The following is a 13,757-nucleotide window of genomic DNA, read 5'->3' on the forward strand; positions in this document are numbered from 1 at the left end:
CAAAAAGGCGGATTCGGGTTCTTTGGCGGCTTTCGGTGTGCGAATGTCGCCGGAAATGCGTATCTTTGTTTGTCCGGACCAATTTTTCGAAACGATGAGACGACTTTCGGTTCTACTGTTCCTGTCGCTGGCGGTGGTGTCGTGCGGCCGCCGCCGGAGTGCTCCGGCCGCGGAAACGACGGCCGTGCAGCCTGCGGTCTTTCTTCCGGCCATTGCGCCCTCGCACCTGTCCCCCGAAGAGCAGCGCGAATGGCTCCGCTGGCACTACTGGGACCACTTCGATTTCACCGACACGCTGTTTTTGCGCCGTGCCGACCGGGTGCAGATGTTCGAATCCTATGCGCGCTACATCGCCCTGATCTCGGACCGTCCGGCGGATGGCGCCGCCATGGATACGCTCATGCGGCGGGCTTCGACGTCGCGGCCCATGCTCGACTACTTCACGACGCTGGCCGAACGGGTTCTCCACGATCCCAATTCGCCGCTTCGCAACGACGAATTCTACATTCCGGTGCTGGAGGCGCAGCTCCGGGCTCCGTGGTACGACGAGTATGAGCGCATCGCTCCGGAATACGACCTGCGGATGGCCAGTCAGAACCGCATCGGGCGCCCGGCCAACGATTTCCGCTATACGCTGGCGTCGGGCCGCAGCGGCACGCTCTACGGCCTGCAGGCGGAATACGTGCTGATCTTCATCAACAATCCGGGGTGTGCGATGTGCCGGGAGATCCGCGAGGCGATTACGGCGTCACCGATGCTTTCGGAGATGATCGAACGGGGGCGCCTGGAGGTGCTGGCGATCTATCCCGACGAGGACCTCACGGAGTGGAAAGCCTATCGGGATCAGATTCCGGCATCGTGGATCAACGCCTACGACAAGGGCTGCCGGATCAGCAGCGAGGGGCTTTACGACCTCCATGCCATTCCGGCGCTCTACCTGCTCGACCGTGACAAGCGGGTGCTGGTCAAGGACTCCACCGACGTGGCGCAGATCGAGGAGGTGATCGACCGCCGGGGCTGACCTGCGGAGATTGTCCGCTGCCGGGGCTCGGTATAAGCGCGGCTTATCGTGCAATCAGAAAAGACAATCGTTTTTTTATAGATAATTCGGATTGGATTGCTACCTTTGTAGCGGAATCAAAAGAATACACACACAACACACATTAAACACTACAGAATTATGGCAAAGAAATGGCGTTGTACCGTATGCGGGTACATTCACGAAGGTCCCGAGGCACCGGATCAGTGCCCGATGTGCAAGGTCGGCAAGGAGAAATTCGTCGAGGTCGTAGAGTCGGAAGGCGACCTGGAGTTCGTTACCGAGCACAAGATCGGCGACGGCAAGGGAGCCAGCAAGGAGCTCTGGGAGGGTCTGCAGAACCACTTCATGGGCGAATGCACCGAGGTGGGCATGTACCTGGCCATGAGCCGTCAGGCCGACCGTGAGGGCTATCCCGAGATCGCCGAGGCCTACAAGCGCTACGCCTGGGAGGAGGCCGAGCACGCCTCGAAGTTCGCCGAGCTGATCGGCGAGGTGGTTTGGGATACGAAGACCAACCTGGAGAAGCGTATGAACGCCGAGTGCGGGGCCTGCGAGGACAAGATGCGCCTGGCGCGCCTGGCCAAGCAGGAGAACCTCGACGCCGTACACGATACGGTTCACGAGATGGCCAAGGACGAGGCACGTCACGGCAAGGGCTTCGAAGGGCTCTACAAGCGTTACTTCGGCAAATAGTCCCGATAGACCATTTTCTGGGCAGGCTCCCTTCGTCGGGGGCCTGCTTTTTTTGCGGTATTTTGTTGGAGGGGGGGGGAATTTTTGGCTATCTTTGTTCTCCGGCTACACAATCTTTCAAAAATACAACGTGTCATGAAAAAATTCCTCCTGCCGCTTCTTGCTGCGGCGCTGGCCGGTACGACCCTCTCCTGCTCGAAGGACGACGGCGATCCCGCCGATCCCGCCGGAACGGCCATGCTCAACATGTTCAACGAACAGAACGGTAAAACGATCCTCAGCGATTCGGATATCTATATCGACGATGCGGGCAACTTCGTCAGCCCGGGCAGCTGCCAGCTCTTCATGCTGGGCAAAGGTTCGGGGCTGGGTGCGGTGCGCATCTCCGACCTGCAGAATCCCGCACCGCAGGTCGCCGTCGTCAAGAACTACGGCTACGTAGCCGTTCGTGGTGTCGCCGCGTACAAATTCCCGTCGCAGTGCGTAGCGCTGCCGCTCGATGCGGAGATCGATGCGAATCTCCTCCGCTTCTACGTCATGGACAACATCACCGATCCCGAGCGCGGCACCCTGGGGGCTGTCGTGAAGTTCGTGATCGAGCGGCCGCAGAGTTACTGGCTCCCCGAGTGGGATTCGGTTCCCTACCAGTTGGATTACACCTCGAAGAGCCTCGGGGACGAAGTCTCCGTAGTGATGCCCTCCGACAACTTCGAGGCCGAACTCAACGGCAACGGAGAGATCGTTTGCGAAAAACGGGGGCGAAACCTGGTCTTCAGAATGATCGACTGGCCGGCCTACGGCTCCGTCAAGACGAGGTACACGCTGCGTCTGCGCGTGGGCGAGAGCTATACCCAGGTGCAGGTGGAGGTATTGTCCTGAGCCGCGCCCGGCATCAAGGCCAAAAAGACGCCCGGAGAATCTCACTCTCCGGGCGTCTTCCGTTCCGCGGGGCCGCGCTCAGACCTTACGCAGAAGGTCGTGAAACTGCAGCAGGAAAGTACACTTATCGGTAATCCACTCGTATCCCGAACGGGCGATGCGGGCCACCTCGTAGACCGTCTCGGCCCGCAGGCGGATGCACTCCACCGCCTCGCGGATCACCAGCAGGTAGATCAGCATCGCCACCACGGCGAAGAGCCCCCCGAGGATCAGCGCCGCAACAATGAACGACCCGGTGAGCTGCGACAGCCACACCACCAGAGCCGCCAGCAACAACAGGATCGTGATGGCGACCGTCGTTCCGAAGAGCAGAAAGGCGACTACGAAGCGTCCGCCGCTGCTCGCTCGCTCCTTCATGGCCGGAACAGACGCCGGGGTTAATCCTCGCTGCAACGGCAACGGGCCTCCTCGATCTGCTCCTCGACCTCGCTGAGCTTGTTCTTCACGCGGTCGATCTCGCTGTCGAGCGTATCCTTGATCTTGCGGCGCAGTTCGGGACCCGACTGGGGCGTGAACAACATCGTAAGGGCCGACCCGATGATCAGTCCGCCCACGAGCGAAACAATGACAATTCCTGTGTTTTTCATGGTTGCTGAAGTTTTTGAATGCAACGGAAGGTGTTGCAAAGTCCGCGCCAAAGGCGTATCTTTGATTCCATGATTCTCAATCCCAGAAACTGCGTTGCCTTCACGGGCCATCGCACCTACCGCGATGAGGCCCGCGAGGCGTTGTCCCGCACGCTGGAGGAGCTTTATGCGCGGGGTTTCCGGACGTTTCTCAGCGGAATGGCCGCAGGGTTTGACCTGGCGGCCGCCGAAGCGGTCCTGGAGCTGCGGGAGCGGCATCCGGAGGTGCGGCTGGTGGCGGCGGTTCCCTTTCCGGAGCAGGCGGCACGTTTCCCGGCGTCCCGACGTCGGATTTACGAGGAGCTGCTGGCCCGGGCGGACGGGGTCGAGCTCATCGCCCCGGCTTATCACCAGGGGTGTTATGCCCGGCGGAACGACTTTCTGGTGGATCACGCCGCCGTAGTGGTGGCCTGGTACGACGGCTCGCCGGGCGGCACGCATTACACGCTGGAGCGGGCCCGCAGGCGCGGCCGTGAGATCATCGATCTCTGCAGCGGCAGCCGTTCGTCGGAATCCGCCGCGCCGACTCTCTTCTAAGTCCCCGGCGCCCGAAAAACAAAGAACCCGAAGCACGTTTGCTCCGGGTTCCCGTCAGGATGGGCGACGCCCTATTTCCAGTTGAGAATCTTGTGGAAGTCGAACTCCTCGGGGTTGGCGACATACTTTTTGGCTGCCTCGTAATCGTCGGGCGTGATGGCGTTGAGGATGTTCTCGACCACCGACTTGAACTTGTCCGAGGTAATATCCACCAACCGGGGCGGGATCTTGCCCGTCGTGGGGTCCTGCAGATCCTTCAGGTAGAGCGGCGAGACGTTGCCCTCGGAATCCACGTAGACCATGCAGCCCGTCTTGCCCTCCGAGAAGAGCTTGTGCACGCCGATACCCAGCTCCGAGCAGTAGGTCAGGTCGTAGGCGATCGGGGTCTGGCAACGGATCTCGTAGCCCAGCTCCACGGGACGGCTCTTCACCTTGATGCCCAGCTCCTTGAGTTTCTTCTCGATCATCTCGTTGAAGATGTGGGCCTTCGAAACCTTGCCCAGCTCGGGGTGACCGTGCTCGTCGTAGGTGAAGTGTACGCCGCTCTTGCGGATCTCCTCATCCGACAGGGCGTGGAAAACACCCTCCGAGATCACGGCAGCACCGTAGTCCATACCCATGATCTTGCGCTTGATGATCGACGAGATCACCAGGTTGACGATCTTCTCGACGGTGATTTCGGTTTTGTCGAACATCTCGGGGATGACGATCATGGGGTAGTGGCAGGCCTCGCCGATACCGAATGCCAAGTGTCCGGCCGAGCGGCCCATGGCAGCCAGCACGAACCAGTTGCCGCTGGTGCGGGCGTCGACATAGACGGCGCGGGCGATGACGGCACCCTTGTCCTTGGCGGACTCGTAGCCGAACGTCGGCGTGCCTTTCGGCAGCGGGAGGTCGTTGTCGATGGTCTTCGGGACGTGGATGTTGGCGATGGGGTATTTCTTGGCCTCCAGGAACTTGGCGATTCGGTTTGCCGTCGAGGCTGTATCGTCCCCGCCGACCGTCACGAGCAACTTGATGTTGTTGTCGGTGAAGAACTTGAGGTTGAAGTTGTTTTCGAAATCGGCGTCGGTGGGTTTGAACCGGCTCATCTGGAGGAACGAACCGCCCTGATTGAAGATTCCGTCGGCCATGGGGTAGTCGATGTCGACGGTGCGGGGCGCGGGGTTGAAGAGACCCGTATAGCCTTCGTGGAGTCCGATCACGCGGTAACCTTTGCGCAGGAACGTCTTGGCCACACTGCCTACGACGGTGTTCATACCGGGAGCGGGGCCTCCTCCCGTGAGAATTGCGATAGCTTCTTTCATGGTTTTCAAGGTTTTATTGTTTTGAAAAATCCTTAATAACTCTTTTAGACGCCCAAAAATACGATTATTTTTTCAATCGGGCAAGAAAAAAGGACGCCACGATGACGGACGTCCCGGAAACCGCGGAGCCGCGACAGGCGGTCCCGCATTCATGGAGGTAATTATAGTTTACTCAACTACAGTTACGTTGACGGCCTGTTCACCCTTGGCGCCGTTCTCGATTTCGAATTCGACCTTCTGGCCTTCGTTGAGCGATTTGAATCCTTCCTTCACGATACCCGAGAAATGCACGAAGATCTCCTTCCCGCTCTCCGTCGTAATGAATCCGTAGCCTTTTTTGCTATCGAACCATTTAACCTTGCCTGTCATAAAAAAAGATGTTAGAGTGTTGAAGTGTTAAAGACGAGGACAAAGTAACATAAAAAAGCGTGTGATTCAAAACTTTTTCCCGGCTTTTTTCGTCTTCCGGGAAAATTTCCTATCTTTGTAGAGATGACTTTCAACTATTTCGGAGTATGGCAGGCAGAAAGTGGAAATTGGCGTTGGCGGCGTTGCTGGGCTTCTCGGCAGCCTGCTCGTCGGTGAAGCAGGCCCCCAAAGATACCTCCGGGCAGAAGGATGCCGACACGACGCTCGTGAAGGAGCCGAAACAACCCGCCCGCATCGTGCTGATGTACGGCGTGCGTCCGCCCCGGGCCGACAGCATCCGCATCAAACGCCGGCAGGAGTTGGAGCGCCAGCGTCCCGATTCGCTGCCTCCGGTGGCGGAGCAGCCCGACGAGCGTCAGGACCCCAAGGTCGAATAAACGCAACCGAAGAGGGGAGGGAAAGATGCGGAAACGGCGGCTCGGCATTCGCAGGAGATGGGCGCTGGGGATCTTCGCGGAGCTCCACGACGCAAAGGTGCGCGAGCATCGTCTCGATACGCTCTTCTGGGAGTGTACGTTGCGTTGCAACCTTGCGTGCCACCATTGCGGGAGCGACTGCCGGGTCGATCCCGGGGTTGCGGACATGCCCCTGGCCGACTTTCTGAAGGTCCTTGACGAGGAGGTTACGCCGCATGTCGACCCCGCCGAGGTGCTGATCATCTTTTCGGGCGGCGAGGTGCTGGTGCGCGAGGATCTGGAGGAGGCGGGCCGCGAGGTGACGCGCCGGGGCTATCCCTGGGGGATGGTGACCAACGGCATGGCCTTGACCGAGGATCGTTTCCGCGGCCTGCTCGATGCGGGTCTGCGGTCGATTTCGGTAAGCCTCGACGGTTTCGAGCCGGAACACAACCATATCCGCGGGAATCCGCTCAGTTACGGACGGGCCTTGAATGCCATCCGGATGATCGTCCGGGAGCCGACGCTCTCCTACGACGTGGTGACCTGTGTAACCGGGCCGCTGATCCCGCAGTTGGAGCCGTTCCGCGAGATGCTCATCGCCGAAGGGGTGGAGCATTGGCGGCTCTTCTCGATCTTCCCGATGGGTCGGGCGAAGGAGGATCCGACGCTGCGGCTCACCGACGAACAGTTCCGCACGCTGCTGGAGTTTATCCGCCGCACGCGCCGCGAGGGGCGGATCGATGCCAGTTATGCCTGCGAAGGGTTCCTGGGCGGTTACGAGGCCGAGGTCCGGGATTATTTCTACGAGTGTGTCGCAGGGGTTTCGGTGGCTTCGGTGCGGGTCGACGGGTCCATTTCGGGCTGCACGTCGATCCGTGCGAATTTCAACCAGGGGAATATCTACCGGGACCGGTTCTGGGAGGTGTGGGAGAATCGTTTCGAACCTTATCGCAACCGTGAATGGGCCCGGCGGGGTGAATGTGCCGACTGCCGGATGTTCCGTTACTGCCAGGGCGGCGGGATGCACCTGCACGACGACGACGGTTCGCTGCTCTACTGCCACTACAAACGGCTGTAGTCCTCCCCCCGCATTTCCTGCACGCGCCAAACGGTCCTCAAACGCCCCCCCCCATTCACCACCACAAAAGACACACAAAAATCCCCCTGCCCAGGCAGAGGGATTCTCGAAAATTCGTCGGGGAGACTGGATTCGAACCAGCGACCTCCAACTCCCGAAGCTGGCGCGCTAACCGGACTGCGCTACACCCCGAACGGATGCCCTTATCTTTCGAAGAGCGCACAAAGGTAATTCTAAAATCCGAAATGACAAAATAAATTTCGGGAAAAATTTACGGGACATTGCTTTTCTTCGGATGGGTAACTCCGACCGTTGACTCATAACATCCTCGTTTTGAGCCTCCGACGCTTTTCGGGCGGGCCGGGTGGATCCGAATAAAAAAAGAGGGGATCTCGACAGATCTCCTCTCTTCGGATCATTTCGCATGTGGATGTGCGGTTCCGGGGTGCATCCGGTGTCCGTCTCGATTCCCGGGACGAGGATGAACGTCCGTTTCGGGGCGTTGCTCGTGAAGTTGTTGTTGGCCTCGGCCCGGCACTACTCCGAGGCCAGCATGTAGTCGATGCCTTCCTGTTCTGCGAAGATGCGGTCCAGCGGTTTCTGCATGGCTTCGGGACCTGCCGCAAACATGAACTTGACCTTCTCCACGGGGACGGTCAGGTAGATGGACGACGGGAATCCGCCGATGGCGTCGATCTTGTCGGAGATGAACATCAGCACGAACTCGAACGAAGTTTTGGGTATGTTCTTCAACCCCGGGAAGGCTTCTTCGTAGTCCAGGTAGGATTCGTCGCTCGGGTGTGGTTCGAAGAAGATGTCATATTCGTCCTTGTATTTCCTGTAGACCTCCTCGACATACAGCCGTTGGTTGTCGGGCTGGTTGCTCGTGCCGTTGATGATGAGGTTGGGCTTCGGTGAGGCGTCCATCAGATCGATGAATACCTGTCTGTCGTAGGGGATCATCCGATACATGATCTCCTGTTTTGCCTGTGGGAGACGCTTGAGCATGTCGATTACGTTGTCGGGTGTGAGGTGCATTTTCGGGAGCTGCTCCTGGACATAGGGGTCGGCGGTTTCGAACATGTTGTCGTAGTGCAGCGTGAGGTCGTAGTTGTCGAGCGTGGAGAGCGGATAGCTCCAATGCCAGTGCTGTTCGAATTCGGGTAGAGCCCGGGTGCCGAGCAGGTCGCTTCCGTCGCTGTTCCACGCGAGGCTGTTGATCTCGGCGACATATTTTTCCCAATTCTCGCGTCCGGTACCGTTGGCGGCGAAGGCCGAGTAAAATTCGTTGTAGGTTCCGGTTCCGTCGGAGAGCAGGTGGACCTTGAGCCGCGAAAGATCGATCCCCTGGGCTACGAACCAGTCGTAACTGAGCGGGCTCCGCAGGTCGTCGACATAGAGGTGGAACCGGGCGTCGGGGTTCTTTTGGTCGATGGTCCGGATGGTGTTCATCATCCACTCCTTCATTTTCTCCTGGGTCTTGTTGTCGCCGCCCATATAGGGGCATATCTCGGCGTAATCGGGATAGTGGCTTGTGTCGAAGGTCTGGGTGCGTTCGAAGAAGACGTAGGAAGGCATTTCGTTGTCGAGCATGTAGAGCCCGGCATAGAGGGTAGGCATGGTTCCGAAAGTGACATAAAAGGCGTATTCGTCACTTTCGGTGTAGCTTCCGGCGGGTCCATCATTGTCGGTTTCGCACGAAACGCAGAGGACCGAGGCAATTGCTACCGTCAGTCCGAGGATTTTCAGCAGATTTGTTTTCATGTTAGAAATCTTGTTTGTAAATCGGATTATGTGTTGACGGCATATAAATGCAAAAGGTCAACCGTTACTGCATGGGAGAGGTGTTTTTTTAGGGACCGAAGAGTTTCCGGGAGCGGGTTCTTTCCCTGTCGAAGAAATACAAAGAGCCTTCCAGGATTGTTCTGGAAAGCTCTTTTCAGTTGTCGGGGTAACAGGATTCGAACCTGTGACCCCCTGCTCCCAAATTAAAATCAAGTATTTAAAAATAAGTGTGTTATGTTGTTAATTTATATTTTTACAAGTTTTTTGCAAGTTTATTCACAACTTTTCTGCAAATTTATTCAGTACATTTTGCAGGTTGCAATGATATCGTCTTTGTATTTGTAGATGTCGTTCAAAGATTCGAGCAGGTGCTTGGTCCCCTTCTTATCAGCATCGAATGTTTCAATGTATTTGTTCGAACTGTTGAAGTGCAGACGGCAGATTGGTTTACGGTTGTTGTCGTCAAGCAGAATGCCGAAATATGATTGCGTGTCTCGTTGAACGACTCGGGTTATGTCATCGATCTCGGGGTATAGAATAGCTCGAACAATGTAGAAACCCTGCAGCTCTTCGTCGGTTGTTGTTATCTTGGTTTCGGGCTCTTCGATCGGAATCTCTTCCGTGCGCGGGCTCTGAACCGGAGATTCTGCCTTTGCTTCGGCCCGATTCTCTACGACCGCATCTGATCCAATTGCGGATTTCAGGCGCTCGTTCATATAGTCGTTCGCATACTGTGCGAATGCCTGCTTGACAATAGCGCGGAACTGTTCCAATGTTACATCGTTGAAGCGTCCCGGATAAACCGGTCGTGCGAAATACTTCACGAATTCATCGCTGGGGTTGTTCACCTCCTGGACGATGGCGTTCCGGATCTCGTTCGTATATTTCAGCTCGCTGGCCGTATTGAGAATCGTGTCGACATCGAAATAACTCTTGTGGAATTCGCGCAACTTTTCGACCTGTGATTCCCTGTATTTTTCCAGATTGAATTCGAAGAAGGGCTTCTCGTCCATCTTGTTCTTCTCTACCAGGTCGGTGTAGAACCGATAGACGATTCCATTTGTCAGGATGCCAAAACGGGCGTTCGATACATGGAAATAGCGGAACAGTTGGCCGTTGTGGGAGTTCAGATCCTCTTTCCAGTGCTTGCATTCAATCAGGATAATGGGCTGTCCGTCCTTGTGGATGGCGTAGTCTATCTTTTCGCCTTTCTTGATCCCGAGGTCGCAGGTGAATTCGGGAACGACCTCCGTGGGATCGAAGACATCGTATCCGAGGACCTGAATCATCGGCATGATGAATGCCGTTTTGGTAGCCTCTTCGGTCTGAATATTCTCTTTGAGCTTGACAACACGGTCGCTCAACTGCTTGATTTGATCTTTGAAGTCCATGATAGGTTATTTTTTGATAAATATAGCTGTCCCTGAAATAGTATAGTAATTCGTTCTGCGGTCGAATTTGATGTGTAGACCGATGATCCCGTTGGCTCCCATTGACTTCGCTCGTTCAACGATATCGGCCAAAACCTCGTCGTGCGATATGTATTCGTTCGCACCGGAAATTTTCTCGCCATTTACTGCATATACGGCCCGATTCATCGGATTTTTTTGGTCTCGACGAATGGCGTATTTGTCGATTGAAATGTCCGCCAGGCAATCGTACTCGAAGGGAACTGCGTCCGATGAATAGATTCTGAATCCTTCTGTCAGGTAGGGACGATAGTCGACTATGGAAACATAGTCAGGGATTGCAGCACAGGCGGCAAAAAGTGACGCAAGTGTGATTATCAGGATCTTTCTCATTCTACTATTGCTGTAATAATCAGTATCAATACAATTGCCATTGCAAACACGATGAACAGGGCACATCCAAAGGAAGATACTCGATCTTCGCTGCTGATATTGGATGTAGATCCGGAGATCTTCTTGCGATCGTAGATACCGGTTCCGGGAATGCTCGTGTTTATATACGTGCCCTTCTTGCCTGTGGTGACGCTGAATCCCTTGCCTCCGATCGAAGAGCTTACCCCGGATTTGCTTACGTTCAGGTTGACGCCTGGGGCGATCTTGATTCTCTTTCTGAAACTTACCATTACAACGTATTTTTTGAGATTCCGCCTTTGACCAGATAGAGTCGCAGGATGTCGTCCTTCTCGATCTCAAACGGGTCGAAGTCCTTGTTTTCCGAGACGCACAGCACATGCTGCGCATCGGATCCCTTGCGCAGGTATTTCACCATGCGGTTGCCTTTCTTTGTGATGACCAGATAGACGTTGCCGTAGTCGATGAATGACTCCATCCACTCCTTCAGGATGATGATCTGTCCGCTCTTGTAGAGAGGAAGCATCGAGTCTCCGTAGAGATTCACGGCGTCCGTGCAGTCGCGGAACTCCGGGATGTCGAGGTCGATGTATTTGGTTGTCACCTGATCGTCGAACAGCGTGATGCCTCCGGCCGTTGCGTCCACATCGACCCAGTAGCGGATCCGGTTGTGCGGAACTGTTGCGTCTGTCGATTCTTTCAGCATCTCGCCTTCGCCTGTTAGAAGCCAGACTCGGTTCAGGTCTTGATAAAAACCCAATATTTTATCAATGGCCTTTTTGCCGAGATCGCTGTCTCCTCGTCGTGCTTTGCCCAATAGTCCAACAGATAGACCGCAGGATACCGTGACTTGATTGTCATTCAAGTCTTTGGTAGTCATGTATTTGTCGAATCTGTCAATAATACGCATATAAAATATATTGAAAAAATATCTATATAATTTTGATTTTTGTAGAGTTTTATTCTATATTTGCATTGTCCAATCAATCGTACAACAAAAGTACGGCGAATTGGACAATTTGAAATGTAAAGATTTACAATTTTTTGGACAAAAGCAAAAAACGAAGATGGATTTTGACAAGAGAAATCCCGACAACTCCTTCTCCAAGGGGATCCGCGAGATCGCCGCACGCGACCGCCGCGAAGCTGCCGAGGTGCGCATGGAGATCCGTGAGGTTCTCGGCAATTTGAGCAGATCGGCCTATTACTACCGGCAGTGGGGGATCACGCCGCATTCGCCGATCGAGCGGAGCGGCATTGAGACGATCTTCCGACGCCACCAGGTAACACAACCATGGGGCCTATGAAACGCGATGCGGACAGCCTTTCGCCGGCCGAGGCCCGCGTAATGCGGGCGGTGATCGATACCCGCGGCGGGAACATTTCCCGCATTGCCGAAGCGCTGCACGTGACCTATCAGGCCGTGGCCAATACGCTGTCGGTGATGTACGACAAGCTGCAGGGGGATTTGGACGGAAATCGGACCATCCAGGCGCTGGTCGTCTGGTACTATCGATCGGACCTCGGGCGACGTATCGGGTCCGCCTGCCTGCTTGGGCTGTTCTGCGCGTATGTCTTCAGCGGCGGGGAGTTTGAACGAACGGTGCGACGAGCCCGTCGGGGGCGACGCGAAACGATTGAATACATTGTGGAATCGTAATTCAGAATCGGAGCGAAATGTACGTATACAAATGGATTGAAGGCGAGAAGGAAATGATCGACTTCTGCCTGAAACGCTTTAAGATGAAGCCTCACTTCTGCGAAACGATCGGTCACTGCGGGGCTGCGACCATTCACATGATTTACAAATACAGAGATAAGAATGACACAAGTAAGGGATGCGCGCAGATGTTCTTCCTGTTCATGGAGCATCCTGCTGGTAAAATTGGGTGCATAGACCTGGACAAAATAGAACGATGGACCTATGAACAAATCAGAGCTGATCGAACTTCTCTTGTCAAGTGACGAGGAGGAAGTGTTTGTCGAGATCGACGGATGGCAGCACGAGATAGAAATAGGGCACGTAGAAGAAGCATTCGACGGATTTGACGAAGTGTTTCCGGCGTCGATAAGTTTGAAAGCGAAAGATAACGGATAAAATCGAAAAGAATGAAAGTCAAATTGAATCGAGAGGTCCCGGTTCTCTACCTCAAAGGTAGCGAGGAACTCGGACGGGCGACAGGCGTCACCAGCGAGAAGACGCACGCCTTGTGGCGGCGATCTGGACTCAAATACCTCGTCATGGGCGACGGGACCTTCCTCTATGATCCGCGGGAGGTGACGAAGTTCCTGGACCGCTTCTATGCCCCGCAACAGTTGAAAGCGTCTTTGCAGCCATGAATAACATGAATAAATCGTATCACAGCCGTTGGAATCACGAGGAGAACCTCCGGATGCTCGAAATGGTTGCAAACGGAAAGACCTACGACGAGATTGCAATGGCTCTTGGACGGACGCGAAATGCTGTCGTCTTCAAACTGACTCGTCTCAGAAAGGACCCGGAGTTGATGAATCTGTACGCTGAATGTCGGGTGTCAGCCGAGAAGCGGACCCGTCTCGAAGAACAACGTCGCGGGCTCGATTGTATGCCGAATCCTTTCCGTTTCGTGCACCCTGAATGGTAATTGCTAATTGACTGAAATATGAAACGCGAAGAGGAGAAACGAATCATGGTCGTCGACATCGACGGGACGCTGTCCGAAGTAGGGTTGCGGCGTAGTCGGCTGCTCGAGCAGCTCCCGGTCGACTGGGAGGCCTTCTATCGGGACGATTTCGACGATCTTCCCAAACGAGACGTCTGTTCGTTCGTGCAGTTCAATGCCCGACGGATGGAGGTGTTCTTCTGCACGTCGCGGCGAGAGAGCGTGCGCGACAAGACGCAGAAGTGGCTCTTGCGGAATCTGGGGATGCAGCCTCGGGACTATACGCTCATCATGCGCGAGAACAGCGACGAGAGGCCCGAGCACATCCAGAAGCTCGACCAGTTCTTCCGGGAGACGACCGAGGAGGAGCGTCGTCGGGTGCTGTTCGTCGTCGAGGATGACAAGACCGTGGCCCGGATGTGGCATCAGAAAGGTTTCACCTGCTTTGTCGTAAAATAGCC

21 protein-coding genes and 1 tRNA gene are annotated in these 13,757 nt (G+C 55.5%); 12 read left to right on the forward strand and 10 right to left on the reverse strand.

The features are described 5' to 3' along the window. The first annotated feature begins 94 nt into the window (after positions 1 to 94). The 3 genes from ABGT65_RS10910 to ABGT65_RS10920 all read left to right on the forward strand — a co-directional run bounded on the left by ABGT65_RS10910 (position 95) and on the right by ABGT65_RS10920 (position 2,614). Positions 95 to 1,021: a DUF5106 domain-containing protein gene (locus ABGT65_RS10910; protein ID WP_346702119.1), complete on the forward strand. Its 927-nt coding sequence runs from the start codon at positions 95 to 97 to the stop codon at positions 1,019 to 1,021. 159 nt (positions 1,022 to 1,180) lie between these two features. Then, on the forward strand, positions 1,181 to 1,735 hold the full coding sequence (locus ABGT65_RS10915; protein WP_346702121.1) for an NADH peroxidase: 555 nt from the start codon (positions 1,181 to 1,183) through the stop codon (positions 1,733 to 1,735). 135 nt (positions 1,736 to 1,870) lie between these two features. Continuing rightward, positions 1,871 to 2,614 (forward strand): DUF5036 family protein, encoded by a 744-nt coding sequence (locus ABGT65_RS10920; protein ID WP_346702123.1) that lies wholly within the window; start codon positions 1,871 to 1,873, stop codon positions 2,612 to 2,614. 78 nt (positions 2,615 to 2,692) lie between these two features. Here the strand turns inward: ABGT65_RS10920 and ABGT65_RS10925 are convergent, their stop codons facing one another. Then, positions 2,693 to 3,031: a hypothetical protein gene (locus tag ABGT65_RS10925; RefSeq protein ID WP_346702124.1), complete on the reverse strand. Its 339-nt coding sequence runs from the start codon at positions 3,029 to 3,031 to the stop codon at positions 2,693 to 2,695. Positions 3,032 to 3,051: 20 nt separating this feature from the next. Beyond that, positions 3,052 to 3,261 carry a YtxH domain-containing protein gene (locus ABGT65_RS10930; RefSeq protein ID WP_346702125.1) on the reverse strand — a complete coding sequence of 70 codons (210 nt, stop codon included), beginning with the start codon at positions 3,259 to 3,261 and terminating at the stop codon, positions 3,052 to 3,054. Between the two features lie 69 nt (positions 3,262 to 3,330). Between ABGT65_RS10930 and ABGT65_RS10935 the strand changes: the two genes are divergently transcribed. Continuing rightward, positions 3,331 to 3,837 carry an SLOG family protein gene (locus tag ABGT65_RS10935; protein ID WP_346702127.1) on the forward strand — a complete coding sequence of 169 codons (507 nt, stop codon included), beginning with the start codon at positions 3,331 to 3,333 and terminating at the stop codon, positions 3,835 to 3,837. Between the two features lie 71 nt (positions 3,838 to 3,908). Here the strand turns inward: ABGT65_RS10935 and ABGT65_RS10940 are convergent, their stop codons facing one another. Together ABGT65_RS10940 and ABGT65_RS10945 are read right to left on the reverse strand one after the other, a co-directional pair. Next, the gene (locus tag ABGT65_RS10940) at positions 3,909 to 5,144 is read right to left on the reverse strand and encodes a 6-phosphofructokinase (RefSeq protein ID WP_346702128.1); all 1,236 of its coding nucleotides are present in this window, start codon (positions 5,142 to 5,144) and stop codon (positions 3,909 to 3,911) included. A gap of 168 nt (positions 5,145 to 5,312) precedes the next feature. Beyond that, on the reverse strand, positions 5,313 to 5,513 hold the full coding sequence (locus ABGT65_RS10945) for a cold-shock protein (RefSeq protein WP_346702129.1): 201 nt from the start codon (positions 5,511 to 5,513) through the stop codon (positions 5,313 to 5,315). A gap of 146 nt (positions 5,514 to 5,659) precedes the next feature. Here ABGT65_RS10945 and ABGT65_RS10950 point away from each other — a divergent pair, with 146 nt between their 5' ends. Both ABGT65_RS10950 and ABGT65_RS10955 read left to right on the forward strand, forming a co-directional pair. Next, the gene (locus tag ABGT65_RS10950) at positions 5,660 to 5,950 is read left to right on the forward strand and encodes a hypothetical protein (protein WP_346702131.1); all 291 of its coding nucleotides are present in this window, start codon (positions 5,660 to 5,662) and stop codon (positions 5,948 to 5,950) included. Between the two features lie 25 nt (positions 5,951 to 5,975). Then, positions 5,976 to 7,049: a TIGR04133 family radical SAM/SPASM protein gene (locus tag ABGT65_RS10955; protein ID WP_346702132.1), complete on the forward strand. Its 1,074-nt coding sequence runs from the start codon at positions 5,976 to 5,978 to the stop codon at positions 7,047 to 7,049. A 117-nt stretch (positions 7,050 to 7,166) separates the two neighbouring features. Here the strand turns inward: ABGT65_RS10955 and ABGT65_RS10960 are convergent. The 6 genes from ABGT65_RS10960 to ABGT65_RS10985 form a co-directional block, all read right to left on the reverse strand. Next, a tRNA-Pro gene (locus tag ABGT65_RS10960) sits at positions 7,167 to 7,241 on the reverse strand. A 345-nt stretch (positions 7,242 to 7,586) separates the two neighbouring features. Beyond that, complete coding sequence (locus ABGT65_RS10965; protein WP_346702134.1) at positions 7,587 to 8,813, reverse strand: sialyltransferase; 1,227 nt, start codon at positions 8,811 to 8,813, stop codon at positions 7,587 to 7,589. 320 nt (positions 8,814 to 9,133) lie between these two features. After that, positions 9,134 to 10,225 carry a type I restriction endonuclease gene (locus ABGT65_RS10970; protein WP_346702136.1) on the reverse strand — a complete coding sequence of 364 codons (1,092 nt, stop codon included), beginning with the start codon at positions 10,223 to 10,225 and terminating at the stop codon, positions 9,134 to 9,136. Positions 10,226 to 10,231: 6 nt separating this feature from the next. Continuing rightward, complete coding sequence (locus tag ABGT65_RS10975) at positions 10,232 to 10,636, reverse strand: hypothetical protein (RefSeq protein ID WP_346702138.1); 405 nt, start codon at positions 10,634 to 10,636, stop codon at positions 10,232 to 10,234. After that, positions 10,633 to 10,926 (reverse strand): DUF4236 domain-containing protein, encoded by a 294-nt coding sequence (locus tag ABGT65_RS10980; protein WP_346702140.1) that lies wholly within the window; start codon positions 10,924 to 10,926, stop codon positions 10,633 to 10,635. Before ABGT65_RS10980 ends, ABGT65_RS10975 begins: the two co-directional genes overlap by 4 nt. Next, positions 10,926 to 11,360, reverse strand: coding sequence for a S24 family peptidase (locus ABGT65_RS10985; RefSeq protein ID WP_346702142.1), 435 nt, complete (start codon positions 11,358 to 11,360; stop codon positions 10,926 to 10,928). Before ABGT65_RS10985 ends, ABGT65_RS10980 begins: the two co-directional genes overlap by 1 nt. Positions 11,361 to 11,721: 361 nt before the next feature. Between ABGT65_RS10985 and ABGT65_RS10990 the strand changes: the two genes are divergently transcribed. From ABGT65_RS10990 to ABGT65_RS11015, 6 genes are all read left to right on the forward strand, one after another. Next, complete coding sequence (locus ABGT65_RS10990) at positions 11,722 to 11,961, forward strand: hypothetical protein (protein WP_346702143.1); 240 nt, start codon at positions 11,722 to 11,724, stop codon at positions 11,959 to 11,961. Continuing rightward, positions 11,958 to 12,314 carry a helix-turn-helix domain-containing protein gene (locus ABGT65_RS10995; RefSeq protein ID WP_346702145.1) on the forward strand — a complete coding sequence of 119 codons (357 nt, stop codon included), beginning with the start codon at positions 11,958 to 11,960 and terminating at the stop codon, positions 12,312 to 12,314. Before ABGT65_RS10990 ends, ABGT65_RS10995 begins: the two co-directional genes overlap by 4 nt. 264 nt (positions 12,315 to 12,578) lie before the next feature. Then, positions 12,579 to 12,752: a hypothetical protein gene (locus tag ABGT65_RS11000; RefSeq protein ID WP_346702147.1), complete on the forward strand. Its 174-nt coding sequence runs from the start codon at positions 12,579 to 12,581 to the stop codon at positions 12,750 to 12,752. A gap of 11 nt (positions 12,753 to 12,763) precedes the next feature. Beyond that, the gene (locus tag ABGT65_RS11005) at positions 12,764 to 12,994 is read left to right on the forward strand and encodes a hypothetical protein (RefSeq protein WP_087261624.1); all 231 of its coding nucleotides are present in this window, start codon (positions 12,764 to 12,766) and stop codon (positions 12,992 to 12,994) included. A gap of 5 nt (positions 12,995 to 12,999) precedes the next feature. Further along, positions 13,000 to 13,278, forward strand: a complete 279-nt coding sequence (locus ABGT65_RS11010; RefSeq protein ID WP_346702149.1) for a hypothetical protein — start codon at positions 13,000 to 13,002, stop codon at positions 13,276 to 13,278. A gap of 18 nt (positions 13,279 to 13,296) precedes the next feature. Then, positions 13,297 to 13,755, forward strand: a complete 459-nt coding sequence (locus tag ABGT65_RS11015) for a hypothetical protein (RefSeq protein WP_346702150.1) — start codon at positions 13,297 to 13,299, stop codon at positions 13,753 to 13,755. Positions 13,756 to 13,757: the final 2 nt, after the last annotated feature.

The organism is uncultured Alistipes sp., from assembly GCF_963931675.1.
Taxonomy (GTDB): domain Bacteria; phylum Bacteroidota; class Bacteroidia; order Bacteroidales; family Rikenellaceae; genus Alistipes.

Bases quoted from the DNA above. Each gene is read 5' to 3' on its own strand.
- ABGT65_RS10910 (WP_346702119.1), top strand. From the start codon at position 95: ATGAGACGACTTTCGGTTCTACTGTTCCTGTCGCTGGCGGTGGTGTCG.
- ABGT65_RS10915 (WP_346702121.1), top strand. From the start codon at position 1,181: ATGGCAAAGAAATGGCGTTGTACCGTATGCGGGTACATTCACGAAGGT.
- ABGT65_RS10920 (WP_346702123.1), top strand. From the start codon at position 1,871: ATGAAAAAATTCCTCCTGCCGCTTCTTGCTGCGGCGCTGGCCGGTACG.
- ABGT65_RS10925 (WP_346702124.1), bottom strand. From the start codon at position 3,031: ATGAAGGAGCGAGCGAGCAGCGGCGGACGCTTCGTAGTCGCCTTTCTG.
- ABGT65_RS10930 (WP_346702125.1), bottom strand. From the start codon at position 3,261: ATGAAAAACACAGGAATTGTCATTGTTTCGCTCGTGGGCGGACTGATC.
- ABGT65_RS10935 (WP_346702127.1), top strand. From the start codon at position 3,331: ATGATTCTCAATCCCAGAAACTGCGTTGCCTTCACGGGCCATCGCACC.
- ABGT65_RS10940 (WP_346702128.1), bottom strand. From the start codon at position 5,144: ATGAAAGAAGCTATCGCAATTCTCACGGGAGGAGGCCCCGCTCCCGGT.
- ABGT65_RS10945 (WP_346702129.1), bottom strand. From the start codon at position 5,513: ATGACAGGCAAGGTTAAATGGTTCGATAGCAAAAAAGGCTACGGATTC.
- ABGT65_RS10950 (WP_346702131.1), top strand. From the start codon at position 5,660: ATGGCAGGCAGAAAGTGGAAATTGGCGTTGGCGGCGTTGCTGGGCTTC.
- ABGT65_RS10955 (WP_346702132.1), top strand. From the start codon at position 5,976: ATGCGGAAACGGCGGCTCGGCATTCGCAGGAGATGGGCGCTGGGGATC.
- ABGT65_RS10965 (WP_346702134.1), bottom strand. From the start codon at position 8,813: ATGAAAACAAATCTGCTGAAAATCCTCGGACTGACGGTAGCAATTGCC.
- ABGT65_RS10970 (WP_346702136.1), bottom strand. From the start codon at position 10,225: ATGGACTTCAAAGATCAAATCAAGCAGTTGAGCGACCGTGTTGTCAAG.
- ABGT65_RS10975 (WP_346702138.1), bottom strand. From the start codon at position 10,636: ATGAGAAAGATCCTGATAATCACACTTGCGTCACTTTTTGCCGCCTGT.
- ABGT65_RS10980 (WP_346702140.1), bottom strand. From the start codon at position 10,926: ATGGTAAGTTTCAGAAAGAGAATCAAGATCGCCCCAGGCGTCAACCTG.
- ABGT65_RS10985 (WP_346702142.1), bottom strand. From the start codon at position 11,360: ATGCTGAAAGAATCGACAGACGCAACAGTTCCGCACAACCGGATCCGC.
- ABGT65_RS10990 (WP_346702143.1), top strand. From the start codon at position 11,722: ATGGATTTTGACAAGAGAAATCCCGACAACTCCTTCTCCAAGGGGATC.
- ABGT65_RS10995 (WP_346702145.1), top strand. From the start codon at position 11,958: ATGAAACGCGATGCGGACAGCCTTTCGCCGGCCGAGGCCCGCGTAATG.
- ABGT65_RS11000 (WP_346702147.1), top strand. From the start codon at position 12,579: ATGAACAAATCAGAGCTGATCGAACTTCTCTTGTCAAGTGACGAGGAG.
- ABGT65_RS11005 (WP_087261624.1), top strand. From the start codon at position 12,764: ATGAAAGTCAAATTGAATCGAGAGGTCCCGGTTCTCTACCTCAAAGGT.
- ABGT65_RS11010 (WP_346702149.1), top strand. From the start codon at position 13,000: ATGAATAAATCGTATCACAGCCGTTGGAATCACGAGGAGAACCTCCGG.
- ABGT65_RS11015 (WP_346702150.1), top strand. From the start codon at position 13,297: ATGAAACGCGAAGAGGAGAAACGAATCATGGTCGTCGACATCGACGGG.